The organism is Pseudomonas sp. NIBRBAC000502773 (assembly GCF_006517195.1).
Lineage (GTDB): Bacteria > Pseudomonadota > Gammaproteobacteria > Pseudomonadales > Pseudomonadaceae > Aquipseudomonas > Aquipseudomonas marginalis.
In genome coordinates this window covers 5,306,384-5,324,809 of record NZ_CP041189.1, presented here as the reverse complement: position 1 = coordinate 5,324,809, position 18,426 = coordinate 5,306,384, and the positions used below count along the sequence as shown (strand labels likewise).

Genomic DNA, 18,426 nt, shown 5'->3' with positions numbered 1-18,426 from the left:
AGGGCCCCCTCCCACAGTTGATCGCAGTTGCACTTCAAGCATCTAACAACAAGGACACCCCATGCGCGCACTCGCCGCCTTGAGCCGCTTCGTCGGCAATACCTTCGCCTACTGGGTGTTGATCTTCGCCGTCGTGGCTTTCCTCGAACCCAGCTGGTTCATCGGCCTGAAAAGTGCCATCGTCCCGCTGCTGGGCCTGGTGATGTTCGGCATGGGGCTGACCCTCAAACTTGAAGACTTCGCCGAAGTCGCTCGCCACCCGTGGCGCGTGGCCCTGGGTGTAGTCGCACATTTCGTGATCATGCCGGGGGTGGCCTGGCTGCTGTGCCAGGCCTTTCACCTGCCGCCGGAAATTGCCGTCGGCGTGATCCTGGTTGGTTGCTGCCCAAGCGGCACCTCGTCCAACGTGATGACCTGGCTGGCCCGTGGCGACCTGGCGCTGTCGGTGGCCATCGCTGCCGTCACCACCCTCCTCGCCCCGCTGCTCACCCCGGCGCTGATCTGGCTGCTGGCCTCGGCCTGGTTGCCGGTGTCGTTCATGGAGTTGTTCTGGTCGATCCTGCAAGTGGTGCTGCTGCCGATCGTGCTCGGCGTGGTCGCGCAACGCGTACTCGGCGAGCGGGTCCGCCATGCGGTGGATGTGCTGCCCCTGGTGTCGGTGGTCAGCATTGTGATCATCGTCGCCGCGGTAGTGGCGGCCAGCCAGGCGAAAATCGCCGAATCGGGCCTGCTGATCATGGCCGTGGTGATGCTGCACAACAGCTTCGGCTACCTGCTGGGCTACTTCACCGGCCGTGTGTTCAAACTACCATTGGCCCAACGCAAGTCGTTGGCACTGGAAGTGGGCATGCAGAACTCAGGGCTGGGCGCCGCCTTGGCCAGTGCGCACTTTTCGCCGTTGGCGGCAGTGCCCAGTGCGTTGTTCAGTGTCTGGCACAATATTTCCGGGGCATTGCTGTCGACGTATTTCCGCCGCATGAGCGAGAAGGAAGACCGCCGCGTACTGGAGAACACGCCGCAAACTTGATCGCATGATCAATTTTCGGCACTCTACCGAGCTTCGCGGGGACGACCTCGCGACGCTGTCGAGGCGCACAATCCGGGGACGACCCCGCCTATGGAAGCGAGGTCATCATGTCCTGGATCATTCTGTTTTTTGCCGGTCTGTTCGAAGTCGGCTGGGCCGTCGGCCTGAAGTACACCGACGGTTTCAGCAAGCCACTGCCCACGGCCCTGACGATTGCCGCCATGGCCATCAGCCTCGGCCTGCTGGGGCTGGCCATGAAGGAACTGCCTCTGGGCACCGCCTACGCCATCTGGACCGGCGTGGGCGCGGTGGGCACCGTGATTGCCGGGATTGTCCTGTTCGGGGAGTCCATGGCGTTGTTTCGCTTAGCCAGTGTGGCGTTGATCATTTGCGGGCTTGTTGGGCTTAAGATCAGCGCTTAGGCCGCTACCGCCATCGTGGGCAAGCCCCCTCCCACATTTGACCGAGGTCTAGTGTGGGAGGGGCGGTGCGACGATTCGACTTGCCCCCGATGAGTCCGGAACATCCAGCACAGAACTACCTGACACTCCCCCGCAAAACACCCACCACCGCCTGCAACTGCGCAGGCGTAGCCGCCTCCACGGCAACAGGCTCACCCGCCACCAACACCACCCGCGACCAGATCCGATGAAAGAAGCCCTTATTCGGATCGCGGCTGAAGAAACTCCCCCACAGCCCCTGCAACGCCATCGGAATCACCGGCACCGGTGTCTCTTCCAAGATGCGCGTCACCCCACCACGAAACTCATTCATCTCGCCATCCGCTGTCAATTTGCCTTCCGGGAAGATACACACCAACTCCCCGTCCTTCAGGTACTGGGCAATGCGCGTGAAGGCCTTTTCGTAGATCTGGATGTCTTCGTTACGCCCGGCAATCGGAATCGCCCCGGCGGTGCGGAAGATAAAGTTCAGCACCGGCAAACGGTAGATCTTGTAGTACATGACAAAGCGAATCGGCCGACGCACCGCGCCACCAATCAACAGCGCATCGACAAACGACACGTGATTGCACACCAGCAACGCAGCGCCTTCATCCGGGATAGCGTCAAGGTTGCGATGCTCAACGCGGTACATGGAGTGGCTGAGCAGCCAGATCATGAAGCGCATGGTGAACTCGGGGACGATCTTGAAGATGTAGGCGTTGACCGCGATGTTGAGCAGCGACACCACCAGGAACAACTCCGGGATCGACAGCTTGGCCACGCTCAGCAGCAGGATCGACACGATCGCCGAGACCACCATGAACAGCGCATTGAGAATGTTGTTGGCGGCGATCACCCGCGCCCGCTCGTTCTCGGCGGTACGCGACTGGATCAGCGCGTACAGCGGCACGATATAGAAGCCGCCGAACACACCCAGGCCAAGGATATCGAACAACACCCACCAGGCCTGGCCGTAGCTGAGCACCGCGAGCCAATCGTTGGCCTGGACGTTCTGCGGGAAACCGCCGGAATGCCACCAGAGCAGCAGGCCGAACACCGTCAGGCCGAACGAGCCAAACGGCACCAGGCCGATTTCCACCTTACGCCCGGAGAGTTTTTCGCAGAGCATCGAGCCCAGGGCGATGCCCACCGAGAACACCGTGAGGATCAGGGTGACCACGGTTTCATCGCCGTACAACCATTCCTTGGCGTAGGCCGGGATCTGCGTCAGGTAGATCGCGCCGACAAACCAGAACCATGAGTTACCGACAATCGAGCGCGACACCGCCGGCGTCTGCCCCAGGCCCATGCGCAGCGTGGCCCAGGACTGGGTGAAGATATTCCAGTCCAGGCGCAGTTGCGGCGTGGATGCCGCCGCCCGTGGAATGCTGCGGCTGGCCAGGTAACCCAGCACCGCCACGCCGACAATCGCCACCGCCACGATCGGCGCGTAATGGGTGGACGACATCATGATCCCGGCGCCAATGGTGCCGGCCAGGATGGCCAGGAACGTCCCCATCTCCACCAGGCCGTTGCCACCTACCAGCTCATCTTCGTGCAGGGCCTGGGGCATGATCGAGTACTTCACCGGACCGAACAGCGCCGAGTGGGTACCCATGGCAAACAACGCCAGCAGCATCAATTCCAAATGGTTGAACAGGAAGCCTGTGGCACCGACGGCCATGATCACGATCTCGCCGATCTTGATCGCACGGATCAACGCATCCTTGTTGAATTTTTCGCCAAACTGCCCGGCCAGCGCCGAAAACAGGAAGAACGGCAGGATAAACAGCAAGGCGCACAGGTTGACCCAAATGCTGCGGTCACCGTCGATGGTGAGCTTGTAGAGAATCGCCAGGATCAGCGATTGCTTGAAGATGTTGTCGTTGAAAGCGCCCAGCAACTGGGTGATGAAAAACGGCAGGAAGCGCCGTGTGCGCAGCAAGGTGAATTGTGAGGGGTGGCTCATCGTCCGTGTTCCTGCGTGGCCTAATAGTTATCAGGCCACGACTTTACCTAACTCCGCTTACTTATTCCCTAGTCCTGCAATGCACGGCGAAACAAAAAGCTCGCCTTTATAGGCGCCCTGCACAGTGCGCTTGGCCACGATCAGCCACATCAGCGCCAACGCCGCCACCAACAGGCTACCGAAGGCGCTGAAGAAGCCCAGGTGCAGCAGGCTCGCCAGCTTCAGCGTGGCCAGGGCGTACACTCCCAATGGGAAGGTAAAGCCCCACCAACCGAGGTTGAACGGGATACCGCCGCGCAGGTAACGCAGGGTGATCAATACTGCGATCAGCATCCACCACAAGCCGAAGCCCCACAGGGTGATGCCTGCGACCAGGCCGAGCCCATTGGCTATTTCACCCACGCCGGGCAAGCCATTGGCGGCAAAGATCGCCGGAGCATCGCCGCCCAGCAACAACATGCCCAGGGCACCGGTACCGATCGGGCCCAACGCCAGCCAGCTCGACGCCGCCATGTTGGCGTGAGGCAGTTTGTGCAGGGCCATGCGCAACATCAGGATGGTCAGGATGCTGAACGCCACCGGCAGGGAAAACGCCCACAACACGTAGCTGGTCACCAGCATCACCAGTTGCGAATGCGCGTCCGCCAGGTGCGGCGCGAGCAAGCCGCCGCTGGCTGCAGCGACTTCGGCCGCCACCACCGGCAGCAACCAGACCGCAGTCATCTGATCGATGCTGTGTTCCTGGCGGGTGAACATCATGAAGGGAATCAGCACACCGCAGGCCAGGGCCATCGCCACATCCAGCCACCACAGGGCTTCGGCCAGCGCAATCACATCGGCGCCCCAACGCGGCAGGCCGAACAGCAGCAAGCCATTGAGAATGGTCGCCAGGCCCATGGGGATCGTGCCGAAGAACATCGAGACCGTGGAGTGCCCGAAAATCCTCCGTGCCTCGTGGAAAAACATCACCCAGCGCGCCGTATACAAGGCACTGAACAGAATGAACAGGCCAATGGTGAACCACCACAGTGCTTCGGCAATGGCCTGCACACCTGGCAGGTTGACCGGCCATTGCGCCAGGGCCAGCGCCAGCACGCCGGTGCCCATGGTCGCGGCGAACCAGTTGGGGGTGAATTGGCGAATCACTTCCCGAGGCCGGGTCAGGTGACTGAAGGGTTTGTAGCTGATGGTCGTCGAGCAGGTCATGATGGCAATCCTCTTCCTCGCATGAGGTTGAGGCCATGGTAGAACCTGATCGAATATCTATATAACGGGTAATATCTCTAACTGTTATCTACTTTGCAGATATGCAGGCCGCCTTGGATTTTGCCGAATCCTGCAGCAGCAAAGCGACCAACGCCCCGAGGGCCAGCAGAATGAGGACTGCGCCGTAACCGTCGGTGGTGGCGATCAGGCCAAAGCGGCGAATCAGGTTGCCCGCCAGCAGCGAAGGCAAGCAGAACGCCAAATAACTCAGCACATAGAATGCCGACATCAAGCCTGCCCGTTCATGGGGCAAAGCCAGCGGCACCACACTGCGCAATGCGCCGAGAAAGCCGGCGCCGAAGCCGCTGCCGGCGATCAATGTGGCGATAAAAAATAGCGGCAGACTGGCGCTGTGCGCCGCCGTAAGGATCAGTGCCACCCCCACAGCCAGCAGCGTCGCGCCCAGGCGCAGCACCTTGCTGGCCGGGCGATTGCGCAGGGTGAAGATCATCAGCGCCCCGCTCAACGTCAGCACCGCCACCAGGCCGCCACCGATAAGGTTCGACGTAGAGCCCGTCGCCGCCCGTACCAGCGACGGCGCCAGGGACAAGTAAAAGCCCCCCATCGCCCACACCGCCACATCCACCGGCAATGACAGCCACAACGCGCGACGCGCCTGGGGCGGCACATGCAGCGTGGGGCGCAGCGAGGCCAGTGCACCGGGAATGCGTTCAACGGTTTCCGGCAGGCGCCACACATACAACGCCTGCATCAGCATCAGCGCCAGCAGCGTCCAGTAGATCAACTGCGTCGGCAGTGGCGCGAACTCCGCCAGCACGCTGCTGCCCATCGCACCGCACGCCATGCCGAGCAGCGGCGCCACGCTGTTGACCAGCGGGCCCTGCTGGCGATCGGTGTCGAGCAAGGCCGCGCCCAGCACCGCCGTGGCCATGCCGGTGGCAAACCCCTGTACGGTACGCGCGGCAATCAGCCAGGCCACGCTGTCTTCATTGATAAACAGCAGCATCGCCAACATATTCAGGACCAACGCCGTAAAAATCACGGGCCTGCGTCCCAGGTGGTCCGACAGCGAGCCCACGGTCAACAGCGCCGCCAACAGGCTCAAGGCGTACACGCCAAAGATCAGCGTGAGCGTGCCCGCCGAAAAATGCAGCCCCTCCTGATACAGGTGATACAACGGTGTCGGCGCACTGGAAGCGGCGAGAAACGTCAACAACGTGACCGCGAGGAACACCAGGCTGGAACGATGAGAAGTGAGGCTGGACATGGGCACGCTCCGCTAAAGCTAATTTTTTGCTTTTGCGGAGTGTGCTACTCGCCGGCGCTTAAAGCAAATTCTTTGTGTTAAGGTCACAAGCATGGCGATAAAAGAAGGCCTCCGCCCGGGGGGCCGCAGTGCCCGGGTACAGGAATCAGTCCATTCGGCCGTGCGTGAATTGCTCGAAACCCATGAGCGCTCCAGTGTCACGGTGCCGATGATTGCCGCACGCGCAGGCGTCACGCCGTCGACTATCTACCGGCGCTGGGGCGACCTCTCGGTGCTGCTCGCGGATGTGGCCCTGGCGCGTATGCGCCCCGACAGCGAGCCCGCCAACACCGGCAGCCTGCGTGGCGACTTGCGGGCGTGGGCCGAGCAATACCTGGATGAGATGAGTTCGGAGCCGGGCCGCAACATGATGCGCGACCTGCAATGCAGGGGGACGCCAGGCTACTGCGTGAGCATCTTGAGTGGGCAGCTTCAGGCGATTGTCGACCGTTATCCGCACCAGTCGCCACCGAGCGTGGACCACTTGATCAATCTGCTGGCAGCGCCAACGGTGTTTCGTATTCTGTTCTCAAGCGCACCGCTGACGGTTGAAGAACTGCACGCGCTGATCGAGCTGGCACTGAAAGCCTGAAGACCTGACACAAAAACCAAATGTGGGAGGGGGCTTGCTCCCGATAGCGGTATGTCAGTCAGCTTATCTGTAGCTGACACATCGCAATCGGGAGCAAGCCCCCTCCCACATTTTTTGACCGCGTCTTATCAGGTACGCATCCCGCGCCCGCTCACCAGCAGCTTCGCGCAACCGATATACAACACCACCGTTGCCACCAGCATGAAGGTGATCGCCACGCTGATCTTGATATCCGACACGCCCAGGATGCCGTAGCGGAAGGCGTTGACCATGTGCAGCACCGGATTGGCCAGCGACACGGTCTGCCAGAACGGCGGCAGCAAGGTGATGGAGTAGAACACCCCGCCCAGGTAGGTCAGCGGCGTCAGCACGAAGGTCGGGATGATCGAGATGTCATCGAAGTTGCGTGCAAACACGGCGTTGATAAACCCCAGCAGCGAGAAGATCGTTGCCGTCAGCACTACCACCAGAATGGTGACGCCGAGGTGATGCACCTGCAGGTGGGTGAAGAACAGTGACAGCAGCGTCACGATCACGCCCACCATCAAGCCGCGCAGTACGCCACCCAAGGTGTAGCCGATCAGGATGGTGTGGGGCGATACCGGCGAGACCATCAGCTCTTCGATGGAGCGCTGGAACTTGCTGCCGAAGAAACTGGAGACCACGTTGCCATAGGAGTTGGTGATCACCGACATCATGATCAGGCCCGGCACGATGTACTCCATATAGGTGAAACCACCCATGTCGCCGATCTGCCGGCCGATCAGGTTACCGAAGATCACGAAGTACAACACCATGGTGATCGCCGGCGGCAGCAGGGTCTGCGGCCAGATCCGGGTAAAGCGCTTCACTTCGCGGTAGACGATGGTCTGCAGTGCGACGAGGTTGGGTTGCAGCTCAGAACTCATACCGCCACCTTCGTCAGATTTTTCTCCACCAGGGACACGAACAACTCCTCAAGGCGATTGGTTTTATTACGCAGGCTCAGCACGTCGATGTTCTGCGCCGCCAACTGGGTGAACAACGCGGTGATGCCCATGGCTTTATCCACCTGGACTTCCAGGGTATGGCTGTCCACCAGGCGGCTGGGGTAGCCGAGCAGTTGCGGCGGTGCCGACAGGTTGTTCTTCAGGTCGAGCAGGAAGGTTTCCACATGCAGTTGGCCCAGCAGGTTACGCATGCTGGTGTTCTCGACGATGGTGCCGTGGTCGATGATGCCGATGTTGCGGCACAGCTGCTCAGCCTCTTCCAGGTAATGGGTGGTGAGGATGATGGTGATGCCTTTCTCGTTCAGCTCGGTGAGGAAGGTCCACATCGAACGGCGCAGTTCGATATCCACGCCGGCGGTGGGCTCATCGAGGATCAACAGGCGCGGTTCATGCACCAGTGCGCGGGCAATCATCAGGCGACGCTTCATGCCACCGGACAGCGAACGGGACGGCACGTCGCGCTTGTCCCACAGGCCCAACTGGGTCAGGTATTGCTCGGCGCGCTCCTTGGCAACTTTCGCCGGGATGCCGTAGTAGCCAGCCTGGGTCACGACAATGTCGAAAGTCTTTTCGAACTGGTTGAAGTTGAATTCCTGGGGCACCACGCCGATGGAGCGCTTGAGCGCCGCCGGGGATTTGTCCAGGTCGTGGCCGAAGATATTCACCGTGCCGCTGGTCTTGTTGACCAGGGTGGAGAGGATACCGATGGTGGTGGATTTGCCGGCGCCGTTGGGGCCGAGCAAGGCGAAGAAGTCACCTTCGGCAACGTCCAGATCGATACCACTCAGGGCCTGGAAACCGTTGCCGTAGGTTTTGGTTAGCTGCCGGATGGACAGAGCGGAACTCATATCGGAATACGCACCAAAGAAGGGAATAGAAAGAGTAGATGAGGGCGCAGCGCACGTAGTTCAACGGCGGCGCATGACAGGCATGGTGCTTGCCCACGCCGCACAAGTACAGTCACCTGTATTAATAGTCAGTATTAAGTCAACGCGGTCATGACCGCCTTGCGGTAGGCCGGGCGCTGTTGCAGGCGCTGGTACCAGGCCTCCAGATGGGGCATCGCAGGGCGTTCGATGGGCATCTCGAACCAGGCGTAGATAAAGCAGCCGAGGGGAATATCACCCATGCCGAAGGTCTCGCCCGACAGGTAAGGCTGCTCCGCCAATGCGTTGTCAACGGTGCTCAGTGCATCGATACAGGCCTGACGCCCGGCGTTGATGCTGCCCCAGTCCTGCTTCTCCGCCGGGGTGCGCACAATGCCCCAGAACACAGCCTTGAACGGTTCGGCAAGGGTTGAGGTGGTCCAGTCCATCCACTTTTCGGCACTGGCACGCACTTGCAGGTCACTCGGGTAAAACGCCGACGCGTGTTTGGCGCAGAGGTAGCGCACGATGGTGTTGGATTCCCACAGCACAAAGTCGCCATCCTCGATCATCGGCACCCGGCCATTCGGGTTCAATGCCCGGTATTGCGGCGTGTCCACCACGCCAAAAGCCCCGCCCGCATCAATTGCCTCATAGTCCAGGCCGAGTTCCTCGGCGCACCACAGTGCTTTCCTGACGTTTGATGAATTTTTACGACCCCAGATCTTCAGCATGACCGCGCCTTTTTGTTGATGAACATGGCTGGATGAACGCAGCAGCATACGCCGGTTCACCCGCGGCTCAAATCGCTCTGCATGTCGCCCAGCAAGGTCGGCATCTGTTCGGCAAACAGGTGCGGGTAACATTTCTCCAGATGGGCGAAGAAGAAATCCTCGGGCACATCGGGAAACTGCCCATGGTCCACCACGTACTCCATCGAGCGCTGCCCCTGGCGGTTGAATGCATGGAACACGCTGTCGTTGATCCCGTCGAAATCCAGCGGTGGTACGTCGAACACCTCACACAGTTGGCGGTTGAACGCCGGCGTCGCCTTGACCCAGCGGCCGTCCAGATAAAACTCGGTGTAGCCATGCATGGCGAACACATCGCTTTTGAGCAACGCGATCAGGCGCGGTGTCGACAGGTGATTGCGCACATCCGCAAGACCGATGCGCGCCGGGATGCCGCAGTGGCGGGCGCAGGCGGCGAGCAAGGTGGCCTTGGGCACGCAATAGCTTTCGCCGGCGGCCAGGGCAAAGCTGGCGCTGAGGCTGCCGGGGTCGCGGCTGAAGGTGTAGGGGTTGTAGCGAATCGCCTCACGCACGGCGTAATAGAGACTGACCGCCTGGTCACGTAAATTCGCGCTGGAGCCGCGGTGTTTTTCGGCGAACTCCACCACCGCAGGGTGGTCACTATCGATGAAGCGGCTGGGACTCAGGTACGTATCCATGAGCTTGATCTCCGAAGGAAGCCTGGAGTTTAACGACAGGCCCGCCACGGAGATAACGACGATTCGGCCAAATGTCGGCGCCTGATGCCAGGTGTTCCCAGTACAACTTGTAACACCCTGATCACCCGCTTGTTCGGATGCCGACTAAGCTCCCTGGTGGTTTCGCCCCTGGTTTCACGGAGGATTGAATATGCTGTTGTTGTGGATACTGGTTCTGGTGGTCGGCATTGCCTACCTGGCACATCGCCGCGTCGCCCCCCTGCCCGCCCTGGGCGTGGTCGCCGTTTACCTGCTGGCGATGGGCGCCTGGAGCCATGCACCGGGGTGGCTGCTGCTGATTTTCTGGGTATTGATCGCTGTGGTGGCCGCGCCCTTGCTGCTGCCGGACCTGCGCCGCCAATACTTCACCAAGCCGCTGTTCAGCTGGTTCCAGAAAGTCTTGCCGCCGATGTCCGAGACCGAGCGCGACGCCATCGACGCCGGCACCGTGTGGTGGGACGGCGAACTGTTCAGCGGTCGTCCCGACTGGGACAAGCTGCTGGCCTACCCCAAGGTCCAACTGACCGAGGAAGAACAGGCCTTTATCGACGGCCCCACCGAAGAACTCTGCGCCATGGTCAGCGACTGGGAAATCGGCCAGGCCATGGACCTGCCGCCGGCCGCGTGGGAGCACATCAAGACCCACGGTTTCTTCGCCCTGATCATTCCCAAGGAATATGGCGGCAAGGGCTTCTCCGCTTATGCCCACTCCCAGGTCGCGATGAAACTCGCCACCCGCAGCGGCGACCTGGCCTCCACCGTGATGGTGCCCAACTCCCTCGGCCCGGCCGAATTGCTGTTGCATTACGGCACCGACGAACAACGCAACCACTACCTGCCGCGCCTGGCGCGTGGCGATGACATCCCCTGTTTCGCCCTCACCGGCCCGCTGGCCGGTTCCGATGCCGGCGCCATGCCTGACACGGGCGTGATCTGCAAAGGCGAATGGGAAGGCAAGGAAACCCTCGGCCTGCGCCTGAACTGGGAAAAACGCTACATCACCCTTGGCCCGGTCGCGACCCTGCTGGGCCTGGCCTTCAAGGCCCACGATCCAGACCACCTGCTGGGTGAAGAAGAAGACCTGGGTATCAGCCTGGCGCTGATCCCTACCGACACCCCCGGCGTGGAAATCGGCCGTCGTCACCTGCCCCTCGGCGCCGCGTTCATGAACGGCCCCAACTCCGGCAAGGACGTGTTCATCCCCTTGGAATACCTCATCGGCGGCCAGGAAATGCTCGGCAAAGGCTGGATGATGCTGATGAACTGCCTGTCGGTCGGCCGGTCGATCTCCCTGCCCGCCGTGGGCACCGGCGCTGCCAAGTTCACCAGCCTGGTCACCGGCCAGTACGCCCAGGTGCGCGAGCAGTTCAACGTACCGCTGTCAGCCTTCGAAGGTATCCAGGAAGCCCTGGCGCGCATCGGCGGCAACGCCTGGCTGATGGACAGCGCACGCATGCTCACCGCCAATGCCGTGGACCTTGGGGAAAAACCCTCGGTGCTGTCGGCGATCCTCAAGTACCACCTGACCGAACGCGGCCGTGAGTGCATCAGCCACGCCATGGACGTACACGGCGGCAAGGGCATCATCATGGGCCCGAACAACTACCTGGGCCGCAGCTGGCAGGGCGCGCCGATCTTCATCACCGTGGAAGGCGCGAATATCCTCTCGCGCAACCTGATGATCTTCGGCCAGGGTGCCATCCGCTGCCACCCGTTCGTGCTCAAGGAAATGGCGTTGGCCGGTCGTGAGGACCACGATCAGGCGCTGAAGGAGTTCGACGGGCTGCTGATGCAACACATTGGTTTTGCCGTGAGCAATGCCGCCAGCACCCTGGTGCTGAACCTCGGCGTGGGGCACTTCGAGAAGGCCCCGGGCAACCGTTTGAGCCAGGGTTATTTCCGCGCATTGAACCGCCAGGCTGCCGCGTTCGCGCTGCTGGCAGACCTGAGCATGATGCTGCTGGGCGGCGAGTTGAAACGCCGCGAACGCCTGTCGGCACGCCTGGGTGACGTGCTGAGCCATATGTACCTGGCGTCGGCGGCACTCAAGCGTTACCACGACCTGGATTCGCCGGATCACCTGGAACCGCTGTTCGCCTGGGCGATGGAAGAAAGCCTCGGCGAGTCCGAGCGTGCGCTGGATGAACTGTTGACCAACTTCCCGAATAAAGTGCTGGGCTGTCTGCTGCGGGTGATTGTGTTCCCGTTCGGGCGTCGCCATACCGGCCCGTCCGATGCGCTGGATGCCGAAGTGGCTGCGGTGATTGGGCGCGCCAAAGGCGATCCGACCCTGGAAGAATTGCTGGCTGGCTGCTACCGCCCGCAATCGGCAGAAGATCCCGTGGGCGCGCTGCAACACGCCTACGATCTATTGGGTGCCAGCCATCCATTGCATAAAAAGCTGCACACCGCACTCAAAAGTGGCCAGGCCAAACCCGCTGCCGGCGAACATATGATCGATGCCGCGCTGCATGCCGGTGTGCTGCAACCGGCGGAAGCGCAAACCTTGCGTGACGCCGAAGCGGCACGGCGCAAGGTGATCGACGTGGATGATTTCAGCAAGGAAGAGCTGGTACACGCTGAAGGTAAAGTCCGCTGAGTCCGGCGGTCATATAAAAACGGGCGCGAGAGGCATATACTCTCGCGCCCGTTTTTGCTTTAGAGGACTTATCTCGTGTCCAACGTCGTTGCCGATCATCTCGTCTTGCTCGACCACCTGCGCAGCATCCTGGTTGCCGTCGGCGAAGCCGAACAGGTACCCGAGGAAAGCCACACCCTGTTCCTGGAGCGCTTCGACGAACTGCGCGCCCTGCTGCCGATCGACCCGATCGAAAGCCAGTACCTGGGCCAGGACCTGATGAGCCAGGTCATCCTGCGCTACCCGCAGATCGCCCACCTGGTCCCGCGCGACCTGCTGTGGTTCTTCGGCGGCGATTGCCTGCACTTCATGCCCGACGAAGAACTGGACCTGTACCAGGCCCTGGAAGAGCGTCGCTTTGAAGCCGAACAGAACGACGAACCGTTCGACTGGAACCAGGAAAAGCAGCTGCTGGCCATGCCGCAGGACCAAAGCAAACACTGATTGTTCAAGACACTGCACAACTGAATGCGGGAGCGAGCAAGCCCTCCTCCCACATTTTCGACCGCGCCTATCGCCGGCGCAATGTCGGCTCCCTCGCCATGCATTCCACCAGATAATCGATAAACACCCGCAGCTTCGGCGGCAGGTAGCGCGTGGGCGAATGCAACAACCACGCCTCGCCATGGTAGGACGCAATAAAGTCCCACCCGGGCAACACCTGTACCAAGCGCCCCTCCTCCAACGCATGACGCGCGGTGAAATACGGCAAGCTGCCAATTCCCACATGCTGCAACACCGCATCCAGCCGAACGCCGGTGTGGTTCGCCGCATAACGTCCACGCACGCCGACCGTCACCGCCTTGCCGCCCTGGCGGAATTTCCAGCGCGAGTCACCCGGTGTTTCCCCCAGGTAGATACAACTGTGCTCCAGCAAATCATGGGGATGGCTCGGCGTGCCATGCTCGGCCAGGTACTGCGGTGTCGCGCACAGCAAGTGCTCGATGGGCAATAGCTGTCGCCCGACCAGCCCCGGTGGCGGACTGTCGGTGATGCGAATGCTCAGGTCGACATTGTCGTCGATCAGGTCTACATGCCGGTCTTCAAGAATCAGTTGCACATCCACCCTGGGATAGCGCCGCAGAAACTCCGGCATATGCGGATGCACCACAAACCGCCCGACCGCCTTCGGCACACTGACCCGCACCAGGCCCTCGGCCTCGTGGGTGAACTGGCCGCTGATTTCCATCACTGAGCGCGCCGCGCTGACCATCTCCTGGCAGCGCTTGAAGACCTCCTCACCGGCTTCACTCAGGCGCAATTTGCGCGTGGTGCGTTGCAACAAGCGGGTTGCCAGGGCCTTCTCCAGGCGCGAGATGCTACGGCTCACTGCCGACGGCGAAACGCTCAACTGCCGCGCCGCTTCGGAGAAGCTGCCGGTCTCCACTACCTTGACGAAAATCGCCATTTCGCCCAGCAGCGGCAAAGGAAGATTGATGCTCATAACGCACAGGTCCATTGATATTTGAGCGGATTATCACCTATCCAGGCACTATTTATACTCCCCGCAGAACCCTGATGCGGATGTAGAAAATGACCGAGCGCCTGTTTTTCACCCATGACCACCTGACCGCCGAGCTTGAAGTACTCAGTTGCACCCCCTGCGAGGGCCAGTTTGCGGTCGTTTTGCAGTCGACGATTTTCCATCCCCAAGGCGGCGGCCAGCCGTTCGATACCGGCTGGCTGGGCGACAGCCAGGTGCTGCGAGTGACCCAGGAAACCGATCGCGTGGTGCACTATGTCAACCAACCGGTGGAACCGGGCCCCATCACCGCGCGGGTGGACGAACCACGCCGCGCCCTGCACACCCGCCTGCACTCCGCCGGGCATTTGATCGGCAACGCCGGCGAAACCCTGGGTTGGATGCCGATCAAGGCGCACCACTGGCCAGGTGAAGGCAAGATCACTTTTATCCGTGGCGAAACCGCGCAAGCCATGGACGCCGAGATCATTCAACAGCAGATCAACCAATGGATCGCCGCCGACTATCCGCGCCATATGGCCCTGGACGACGGCACCCGCGAAGTGGGCTTCGGTGATCTGCCCACCTACGCTTGCGGCGGTACCCATGTGCAAACGCTGGGCGAGTTGGGTCAGGTAACGATCCTGGCGCTTTCGGAGAAAAAGGGCGCGTTGTCGGTGCGTTACAGCCTGGACTAAAGCACAGGGTCGAGGGTGCTATCGAGTTTTTAGATAAGCCTCTCAATGGTCTCCCGGGCACACCTGGGCAGTGGTAGTGTGTCGAAATATTTCTGACATGTTGATCAGAAATCCCCTATTTCCCTTTGCAAAGGAATGCCCCTGACCATGCATTTTCGACTCAAGCAATTGGCGGCTGCCACTCTGTTCGCGGCCGGCCTTTCGGTGATGACCGCACCTGCCTTTGCCAACATCACCCCAGAGCAAAGCACGGCGATCCTGAAGAGCTTCAGCGAAACGTCGGTCACGGATTTCCGTGGTTTCCTCGGCACCCTGGCCAAAGGCGACCTGGGCAAGGCCGACGACGTAGGCCCGGCGATCGGTGCCTTCCTCGATAACAAAACCCTGAGTGCCGACCAGCAGAACGAGATCCATCGCCTGCTGGGTATTTACACCCGAGTGAAATACGGCAAAGCCGCCCTCGACACCCTGCGCGAACTGGTGGAAATCCCGACCTTCAACGTGGACGGCGTGCCGCAGTACAAAAATCCGGAATTCATCCGGATTGCCGACAAGATCCAGGCCCTGGCCAAGACCTTCAACCTGAACTTCCGTAACGTCGACAACCGCGTGTACGAGATCTCCCTGGAAGGCAGCGGCGACGAAGTGGTGGGTATCCACGCCCACGCCGACGTGGTGCCGGTGACGCCGGAGAACTGGGTGTTGAAAGACGGCACCAGGCTCGACCCGTTCAAGGTCACGCTGATCGGCGACCGCATGTATGGCCGGGGCACCGAGGACGACAAAAACGGCATCGTGGTGGCAATGTACGCCATGAAGGTGATCAAGGAAGAGAAGTTGCCGCTGGCGCGCAATTTCAAGCTGCTGGTGGACACCACCGAAGAAACTTCCGGCGACGCGATCCCCTATTACTTCGAACGCAACCCGACGCCGCAGTACAACCTGGCGCTGGATGGCGGCTACCCGGTGGTGATTGCCGAAAAAGGTTATGGCACTGTCATGGCCACCTTCCCGCGCCGCAAAGGGGAAGGCCAAGGCGCGGAAATCATCGCGATGACCGGCGGCATGGCCACCAACCAGATTCCCTCGGCCTCGGTTGCCACGTTGATCAGCGACACGCCTGCCGAACTGGCCGCCAGCCTGCAAAAAGCCGGTGCGGAGTACGCCAAACGCAACGGCGGTGACTTCGAAGTGACAGCCAAGGTGGTTGGCAAAGAGGTCAAGCTGACAGTGACCGGGGTTTCCGCGCACTCCTCCGAGCCGGAATCCGGTATCAACCCGGTGTCACGCATGCTGGAGCTGATCCACAGCGTCGACGGCACGATCGCCCTCAAGCACAACCACATCACCGACGCGGCCCGTTATGCCTCGGACAACTGGGGCCTGGATTATCTGGGCGGCAAATTGGGCGTAGGTTTCTCCGATGATTTCATGGGGCCGCTGACCACCTCGCTGACCTTTGTCGGCCTGGATGACAAAGCCTTCAAGCTGGCGGTGAACCTGCGTGTACCAAAGGGCAAATCGCCGGAGAAACTGAAAGCCGAGATTTCCGACAAGTTGAGCACCTGGGACAAGCAAACCAAGGTCAATGTGGACTTCACTTACTCGGTCGCCGAACCGATGTACCGCAATCCGGAAGGTGAGTGGGTGAAGGCCTTGTTGGCCGTGGCCAGCGAAAACCTGGGCATGGAGCACAAATTCGGCACCTCGGCCGGCGCGACCTCCGTGCATGAACTGCCCAATGGCGTGCAATTCGGCCTGGCGCGGCCGGAAGTGAAGTACACCGGGCACACCGACAATGAGTTCAAGACGGTCGACCAGTTCTTGCTGGATCTGCAGATCGTCACCGAAATGATCGGGCGTATCGGGCAGTTGCCGAAGCTCTGACAGAGGTTCGAACCCGCCACGGCTCAGCAACAGATAGCACATGCAAAAACGCCGATCAGCATTGATCGGCGCTTGTGCGGATAGGCAAAACACTCAACCTGCCACGCCCAGGAACGGCAACGCCAGGTACAACTTGATCACCACCGCATTGGTGATATCGATGAAAAACGCCCCCACCATTGGCACCACCAGAAACGCAATCTGCGACGGGCCGAAACGTTGAGTCACTGCTTGCATATTGGCAATGGCCGTTGGTGTGGCGCCGAGCCCGAAACCGCAATGCCCGGCCGCCAACACCGCCGCATCATAGTTGCTGCCCATGACCCGGAACGTGACGAAAATCGCGAACAGCGCCATCAACAACGCCTGCGCGGCCAACAGGATCACGATGGGCAGTGCCAGTGCCGCCAGGTCCCAGAGCTTGAGCGACATCAGGGCAATGGCCAGGAACAACGACAAGCTGACGTTGCCCAGCACCGACACTTCACGCTCGAACACCTGATGCCAACCCAGCGCCGACAATCCGTTACGCAGCACTACGCCGATAAACAGCACGCACACGAAGGTGGGCAATTCGAACGCCGTGCCTTGAAGAAAACCATTGAGCAAAGTGCCGACCTGCAGGCTGATCGCGAGAAGTGCCAGGGTCTCGATAAACGAGAATGAAGTGATCAAGCGCTCCTGGTTGGGCTGCTCGAAGCCCTTCGGCAAGCGCGGTTGCGGATGCTCCAGGCCAGGCGTCCGGACACGCTTGATGAGCAAACGCGCGACCGGTCCGCCAATCAAGCCGCCGAGGACCAAACCGAAGGTCGCCGAAGCGATGGCCAGCTCAGAGGCGGAGGCAACAGCATATTTTTCGCTGAACACCGAGCCCCACGCAGCCCCGGTGCCGTGACCGCCCGACAATGTCACGGAGCCAGCAAGCAAGCCCATCAGAGGGTCAAGCCCCAACGCCGTGGCCAGCGCAATACCCATGGCGTTCTGCACCACCAACAGTGCGGTGACGACCAACAGGAAAATACCCAGGATGCGTCCGCCTTTCTTCAGGTTGGCGAAGTCCGCATTCAGTCCAATGGTGGCAAAAAATGCCAGCATCAGCGGGGTTTGCAGCGAAGGGTCGAACCGCACCTCGATATCAGCCAGCCCGCGCAACGCCAGCAGCAGCACGGCAACCACCAGACCGCCTGCCACCGGTTCAGGAATATTGTAGGTGCGCAAAAAGCTGATTCGCGCGACCAGCCCGCGTCCCAGTAAAAGAACCAGTGACGCGGCGACCAGCGTGGAATAGAAATCGAGTTCAAGCATTCAGGCATCTCTCTGGAGTAGGCCGGGAAATCGGGCACGCCAGAGTAAAGATCACCAAGCCAATACGCACCCATCCCACTCTAACTACAGATAAGTCCTACAAAACACCCAGCACCCTACATCGGGTGTGCCTCATAGAAAAACAGCACAAACAAAAACGCCGATCATCACTGATCGGCGTTTTTTTGAATATGGAGCGGGAAACGAGACTCGAACTCGCGACCCCGACCTTGGCAAGGTCGTGCTCTACCAACTGAGCTATTCCCGCAAATGGCGTCCCCTAGGGGACTCGAACCCCTGTTACCGCCGTGAAAGGGCGGTGTCCTAGGCCACTAGACGAAGGGGACACGCTACTGAAACACATGGTGTGTATTTCAGTGCCCAGAGGCCTCGTCCGAAGACTTGGTCCTGGTTTCACTCAGTGCCGCCCGAAAGCCACACTGCTTGTAAATTGGAGCGGGAAACGAGACTCGAACTCGCGACCCCGACCTTGGCAAGGTCGTGCTCTACCAACTGAGCTATTCCCGC

At 60.7% G+C, this 18,426-nt stretch carries 16 protein-coding genes and 3 tRNA genes; 7 read left to right on the top strand and 12 right to left on the bottom strand.

The annotated features are described in order from the left end of the window. The first annotated feature begins 61 nt into the window (after positions 1–61). Together NIBR502773_RS24735 and sugE are read left to right on the top strand one after the other, a co-directional pair. On the top strand, positions 62–1,027 hold the full coding sequence (locus NIBR502773_RS24735) for a bile acid:sodium symporter family protein (protein ID WP_027607104.1): 966 nt from the start codon (positions 62–64) through the stop codon (positions 1,025–1,027). A 107-nt stretch (positions 1,028–1,134) separates the two neighbouring features. Continuing rightward, positions 1,135–1,449, top strand: a complete 315-nt coding sequence (gene sugE / locus NIBR502773_RS24730) for a quaternary ammonium compound efflux SMR transporter SugE (protein ID WP_027607103.1) — start codon at positions 1,135–1,137, stop codon at positions 1,447–1,449. Between the two features lie 115 nt (positions 1,450–1,564). On the opposite strand, the gene NIBR502773_RS24725 is transcribed toward sugE, so the two are convergent. The 3 genes from NIBR502773_RS24725 to NIBR502773_RS24715 form a co-directional block, all read right to left on the bottom strand. Further along, entirely contained in the window at positions 1,565–3,439 is a 1,875-nt protein-coding gene (locus NIBR502773_RS24725) for an MFS transporter (protein ID WP_141157179.1), read from the bottom strand. A gap of 57 nt (positions 3,440–3,496) precedes the next feature. Beyond that, positions 3,497–4,645: a TDT family transporter gene (locus NIBR502773_RS24720; protein ID WP_141157178.1), complete on the bottom strand. Its 1,149-nt coding sequence runs from the start codon at positions 4,643–4,645 to the stop codon at positions 3,497–3,499. 88 nt (positions 4,646–4,733) lie between these two features. Further along, positions 4,734–5,933, bottom strand: a complete 1,200-nt coding sequence (locus NIBR502773_RS24715) for an MFS transporter (RefSeq protein WP_141157177.1) — start codon at positions 5,931–5,933, stop codon at positions 4,734–4,736. Between the two features lie 91 nt (positions 5,934–6,024). On the opposite strand from NIBR502773_RS24715, the gene NIBR502773_RS24710 reads away from it, so the two are divergent. After that, the gene (locus NIBR502773_RS24710; RefSeq protein WP_065924520.1) at positions 6,025–6,564 is read left to right on the top strand and encodes a TetR/AcrR family transcriptional regulator; all 540 of its coding nucleotides are present in this window, start codon (positions 6,025–6,027) and stop codon (positions 6,562–6,564) included. A gap of 128 nt (positions 6,565–6,692) precedes the next feature. On the opposite strand, the gene NIBR502773_RS24705 is transcribed toward NIBR502773_RS24710, so the two are convergent. From NIBR502773_RS24705 to NIBR502773_RS24690, 4 genes are all read right to left on the bottom strand, one after another. After that, complete coding sequence (locus NIBR502773_RS24705) at positions 6,693–7,472, bottom strand: ABC transporter permease (protein WP_012723134.1); 780 nt, start codon at positions 7,470–7,472, stop codon at positions 6,693–6,695. After that, positions 7,469–8,401, bottom strand: coding sequence for an ABC transporter ATP-binding protein (locus NIBR502773_RS24700; RefSeq protein WP_027607098.1), 933 nt, complete (start codon positions 8,399–8,401; stop codon positions 7,469–7,471). The genes NIBR502773_RS24705 and NIBR502773_RS24700 overlap by 4 nt, the downstream gene beginning before the upstream one ends. A gap of 134 nt (positions 8,402–8,535) precedes the next feature. Continuing rightward, positions 8,536–9,153: a glutathione S-transferase gene (locus tag NIBR502773_RS24695; RefSeq protein WP_115488168.1), complete on the bottom strand. Its 618-nt coding sequence runs from the start codon at positions 9,151–9,153 to the stop codon at positions 8,536–8,538. A gap of 56 nt (positions 9,154–9,209) precedes the next feature. Further along, on the bottom strand, positions 9,210–9,869 hold the full coding sequence (locus tag NIBR502773_RS24690) for a transglutaminase family protein (protein WP_115488134.1): 660 nt from the start codon (positions 9,867–9,869) through the stop codon (positions 9,210–9,212). Between the two features lie 190 nt (positions 9,870–10,059). On the opposite strand from NIBR502773_RS24690, the gene NIBR502773_RS24685 reads away from it, so the two are divergent. Together NIBR502773_RS24685 and NIBR502773_RS24680 are read left to right on the top strand one after the other, a co-directional pair. Beyond that, positions 10,060–12,507: an acyl-CoA dehydrogenase gene (locus tag NIBR502773_RS24685; protein ID WP_141157176.1), complete on the top strand. Its 2,448-nt coding sequence runs from the start codon at positions 10,060–10,062 to the stop codon at positions 12,505–12,507. A 75-nt stretch (positions 12,508–12,582) separates the two neighbouring features. Next, a complete protein-coding gene (locus NIBR502773_RS24680; protein ID WP_010567536.1) occupies positions 12,583–12,990 on the top strand; it encodes a PA2817 family protein in 408 nt (135 codons plus the stop codon). Positions 12,991–13,057: 67 nt separating this feature from the next. Here NIBR502773_RS24680 and NIBR502773_RS24675 read toward each other — a convergent pair whose 3' ends face one another. Then, positions 13,058–13,990 carry a LysR family transcriptional regulator gene (locus tag NIBR502773_RS24675; RefSeq protein WP_141157175.1) on the bottom strand — a complete coding sequence of 311 codons (933 nt, stop codon included), beginning with the start codon at positions 13,988–13,990 and terminating at the stop codon, positions 13,058–13,060. An 89-nt stretch (positions 13,991–14,079) separates the two neighbouring features. Between NIBR502773_RS24675 and NIBR502773_RS24670 the strand changes: the two genes are divergently transcribed. Then, positions 14,080–14,706 (top strand): hypothetical protein, encoded by a 627-nt coding sequence (locus tag NIBR502773_RS24670; protein WP_065924517.1) that lies wholly within the window; start codon positions 14,080–14,082, stop codon positions 14,704–14,706. A gap of 147 nt (positions 14,707–14,853) precedes the next feature. Continuing rightward, the gene (locus NIBR502773_RS24665; RefSeq protein WP_141157174.1) at positions 14,854–16,593 is read left to right on the top strand and encodes a dipeptidase; all 1,740 of its coding nucleotides are present in this window, start codon (positions 14,854–14,856) and stop codon (positions 16,591–16,593) included. 93 nt (positions 16,594–16,686) lie between these two features. Here NIBR502773_RS24665 and gltS read toward each other — a convergent pair whose 3' ends face one another. The 4 genes from gltS to NIBR502773_RS24645 all read right to left on the bottom strand — a co-directional run bounded on the left by gltS (position 16,687) and on the right by NIBR502773_RS24645 (position 18,426). Then, the gene (gene gltS, locus NIBR502773_RS24660) at positions 16,687–17,898 is read right to left on the bottom strand and encodes a sodium/glutamate symporter (protein ID WP_141157173.1); all 1,212 of its coding nucleotides are present in this window, start codon (positions 17,896–17,898) and stop codon (positions 16,687–16,689) included. A 192-nt stretch (positions 17,899–18,090) separates the two neighbouring features. Further along, positions 18,091–18,166: transfer RNA gene (locus NIBR502773_RS24655), tRNA-Gly, on the bottom strand. Between the two features lie 3 nt (positions 18,167–18,169). Further along, a tRNA-Glu gene (locus tag NIBR502773_RS24650) sits at positions 18,170–18,245 on the bottom strand. A 105-nt stretch (positions 18,246–18,350) separates the two neighbouring features. Further along, positions 18,351–18,426 (bottom strand) — tRNA-Gly (locus NIBR502773_RS24645).

Bases quoted from the DNA above. Each gene is read 5' to 3' on its own strand.
- NIBR502773_RS24735 (WP_027607104.1), top strand. From the start codon at position 62: ATGCGCGCACTCGCCGCCTTGAGCCGCTTCGTCGGCAATACCTTCGCC.
- sugE (WP_027607103.1), top strand. From the start codon at position 1,135: ATGTCCTGGATCATTCTGTTTTTTGCCGGTCTGTTCGAAGTCGGCTGG.
- NIBR502773_RS24725 (WP_141157179.1), bottom strand. From the start codon at position 3,439: ATGAGCCACCCCTCACAATTCACCTTGCTGCGCACACGGCGCTTCCTG.
- NIBR502773_RS24720 (WP_141157178.1), bottom strand. From the start codon at position 4,645: ATGACCTGCTCGACGACCATCAGCTACAAACCCTTCAGTCACCTGACC.
- NIBR502773_RS24715 (WP_141157177.1), bottom strand. From the start codon at position 5,933: ATGTCCAGCCTCACTTCTCATCGTTCCAGCCTGGTGTTCCTCGCGGTC.
- NIBR502773_RS24710 (WP_065924520.1), top strand. From the start codon at position 6,025: ATGGCGATAAAAGAAGGCCTCCGCCCGGGGGGCCGCAGTGCCCGGGTA.
- NIBR502773_RS24705 (WP_012723134.1), bottom strand. From the start codon at position 7,472: ATGAGTTCTGAGCTGCAACCCAACCTCGTCGCACTGCAGACCATCGTC.
- NIBR502773_RS24700 (WP_027607098.1), bottom strand. From the start codon at position 8,401: ATGAGTTCCGCTCTGTCCATCCGGCAGCTAACCAAAACCTACGGCAAC.
- NIBR502773_RS24695 (WP_115488168.1), bottom strand. From the start codon at position 9,153: ATGCTGAAGATCTGGGGTCGTAAAAATTCATCAAACGTCAGGAAAGCA.
- NIBR502773_RS24690 (WP_115488134.1), bottom strand. From the start codon at position 9,869: ATGGATACGTACCTGAGTCCCAGCCGCTTCATCGATAGTGACCACCCT.
- NIBR502773_RS24685 (WP_141157176.1), top strand. From the start codon at position 10,060: ATGCTGTTGTTGTGGATACTGGTTCTGGTGGTCGGCATTGCCTACCTG.
- NIBR502773_RS24675 (WP_141157175.1), bottom strand. From the start codon at position 13,990: ATGAGCATCAATCTTCCTTTGCCGCTGCTGGGCGAAATGGCGATTTTC.
- NIBR502773_RS24670 (WP_065924517.1), top strand. From the start codon at position 14,080: ATGACCGAGCGCCTGTTTTTCACCCATGACCACCTGACCGCCGAGCTT.
- NIBR502773_RS24665 (WP_141157174.1), top strand. From the start codon at position 14,854: ATGCATTTTCGACTCAAGCAATTGGCGGCTGCCACTCTGTTCGCGGCC.
- gltS (WP_141157173.1), bottom strand. From the start codon at position 17,898: ATGCTTGAACTCGATTTCTATTCCACGCTGGTCGCCGCGTCACTGGTT.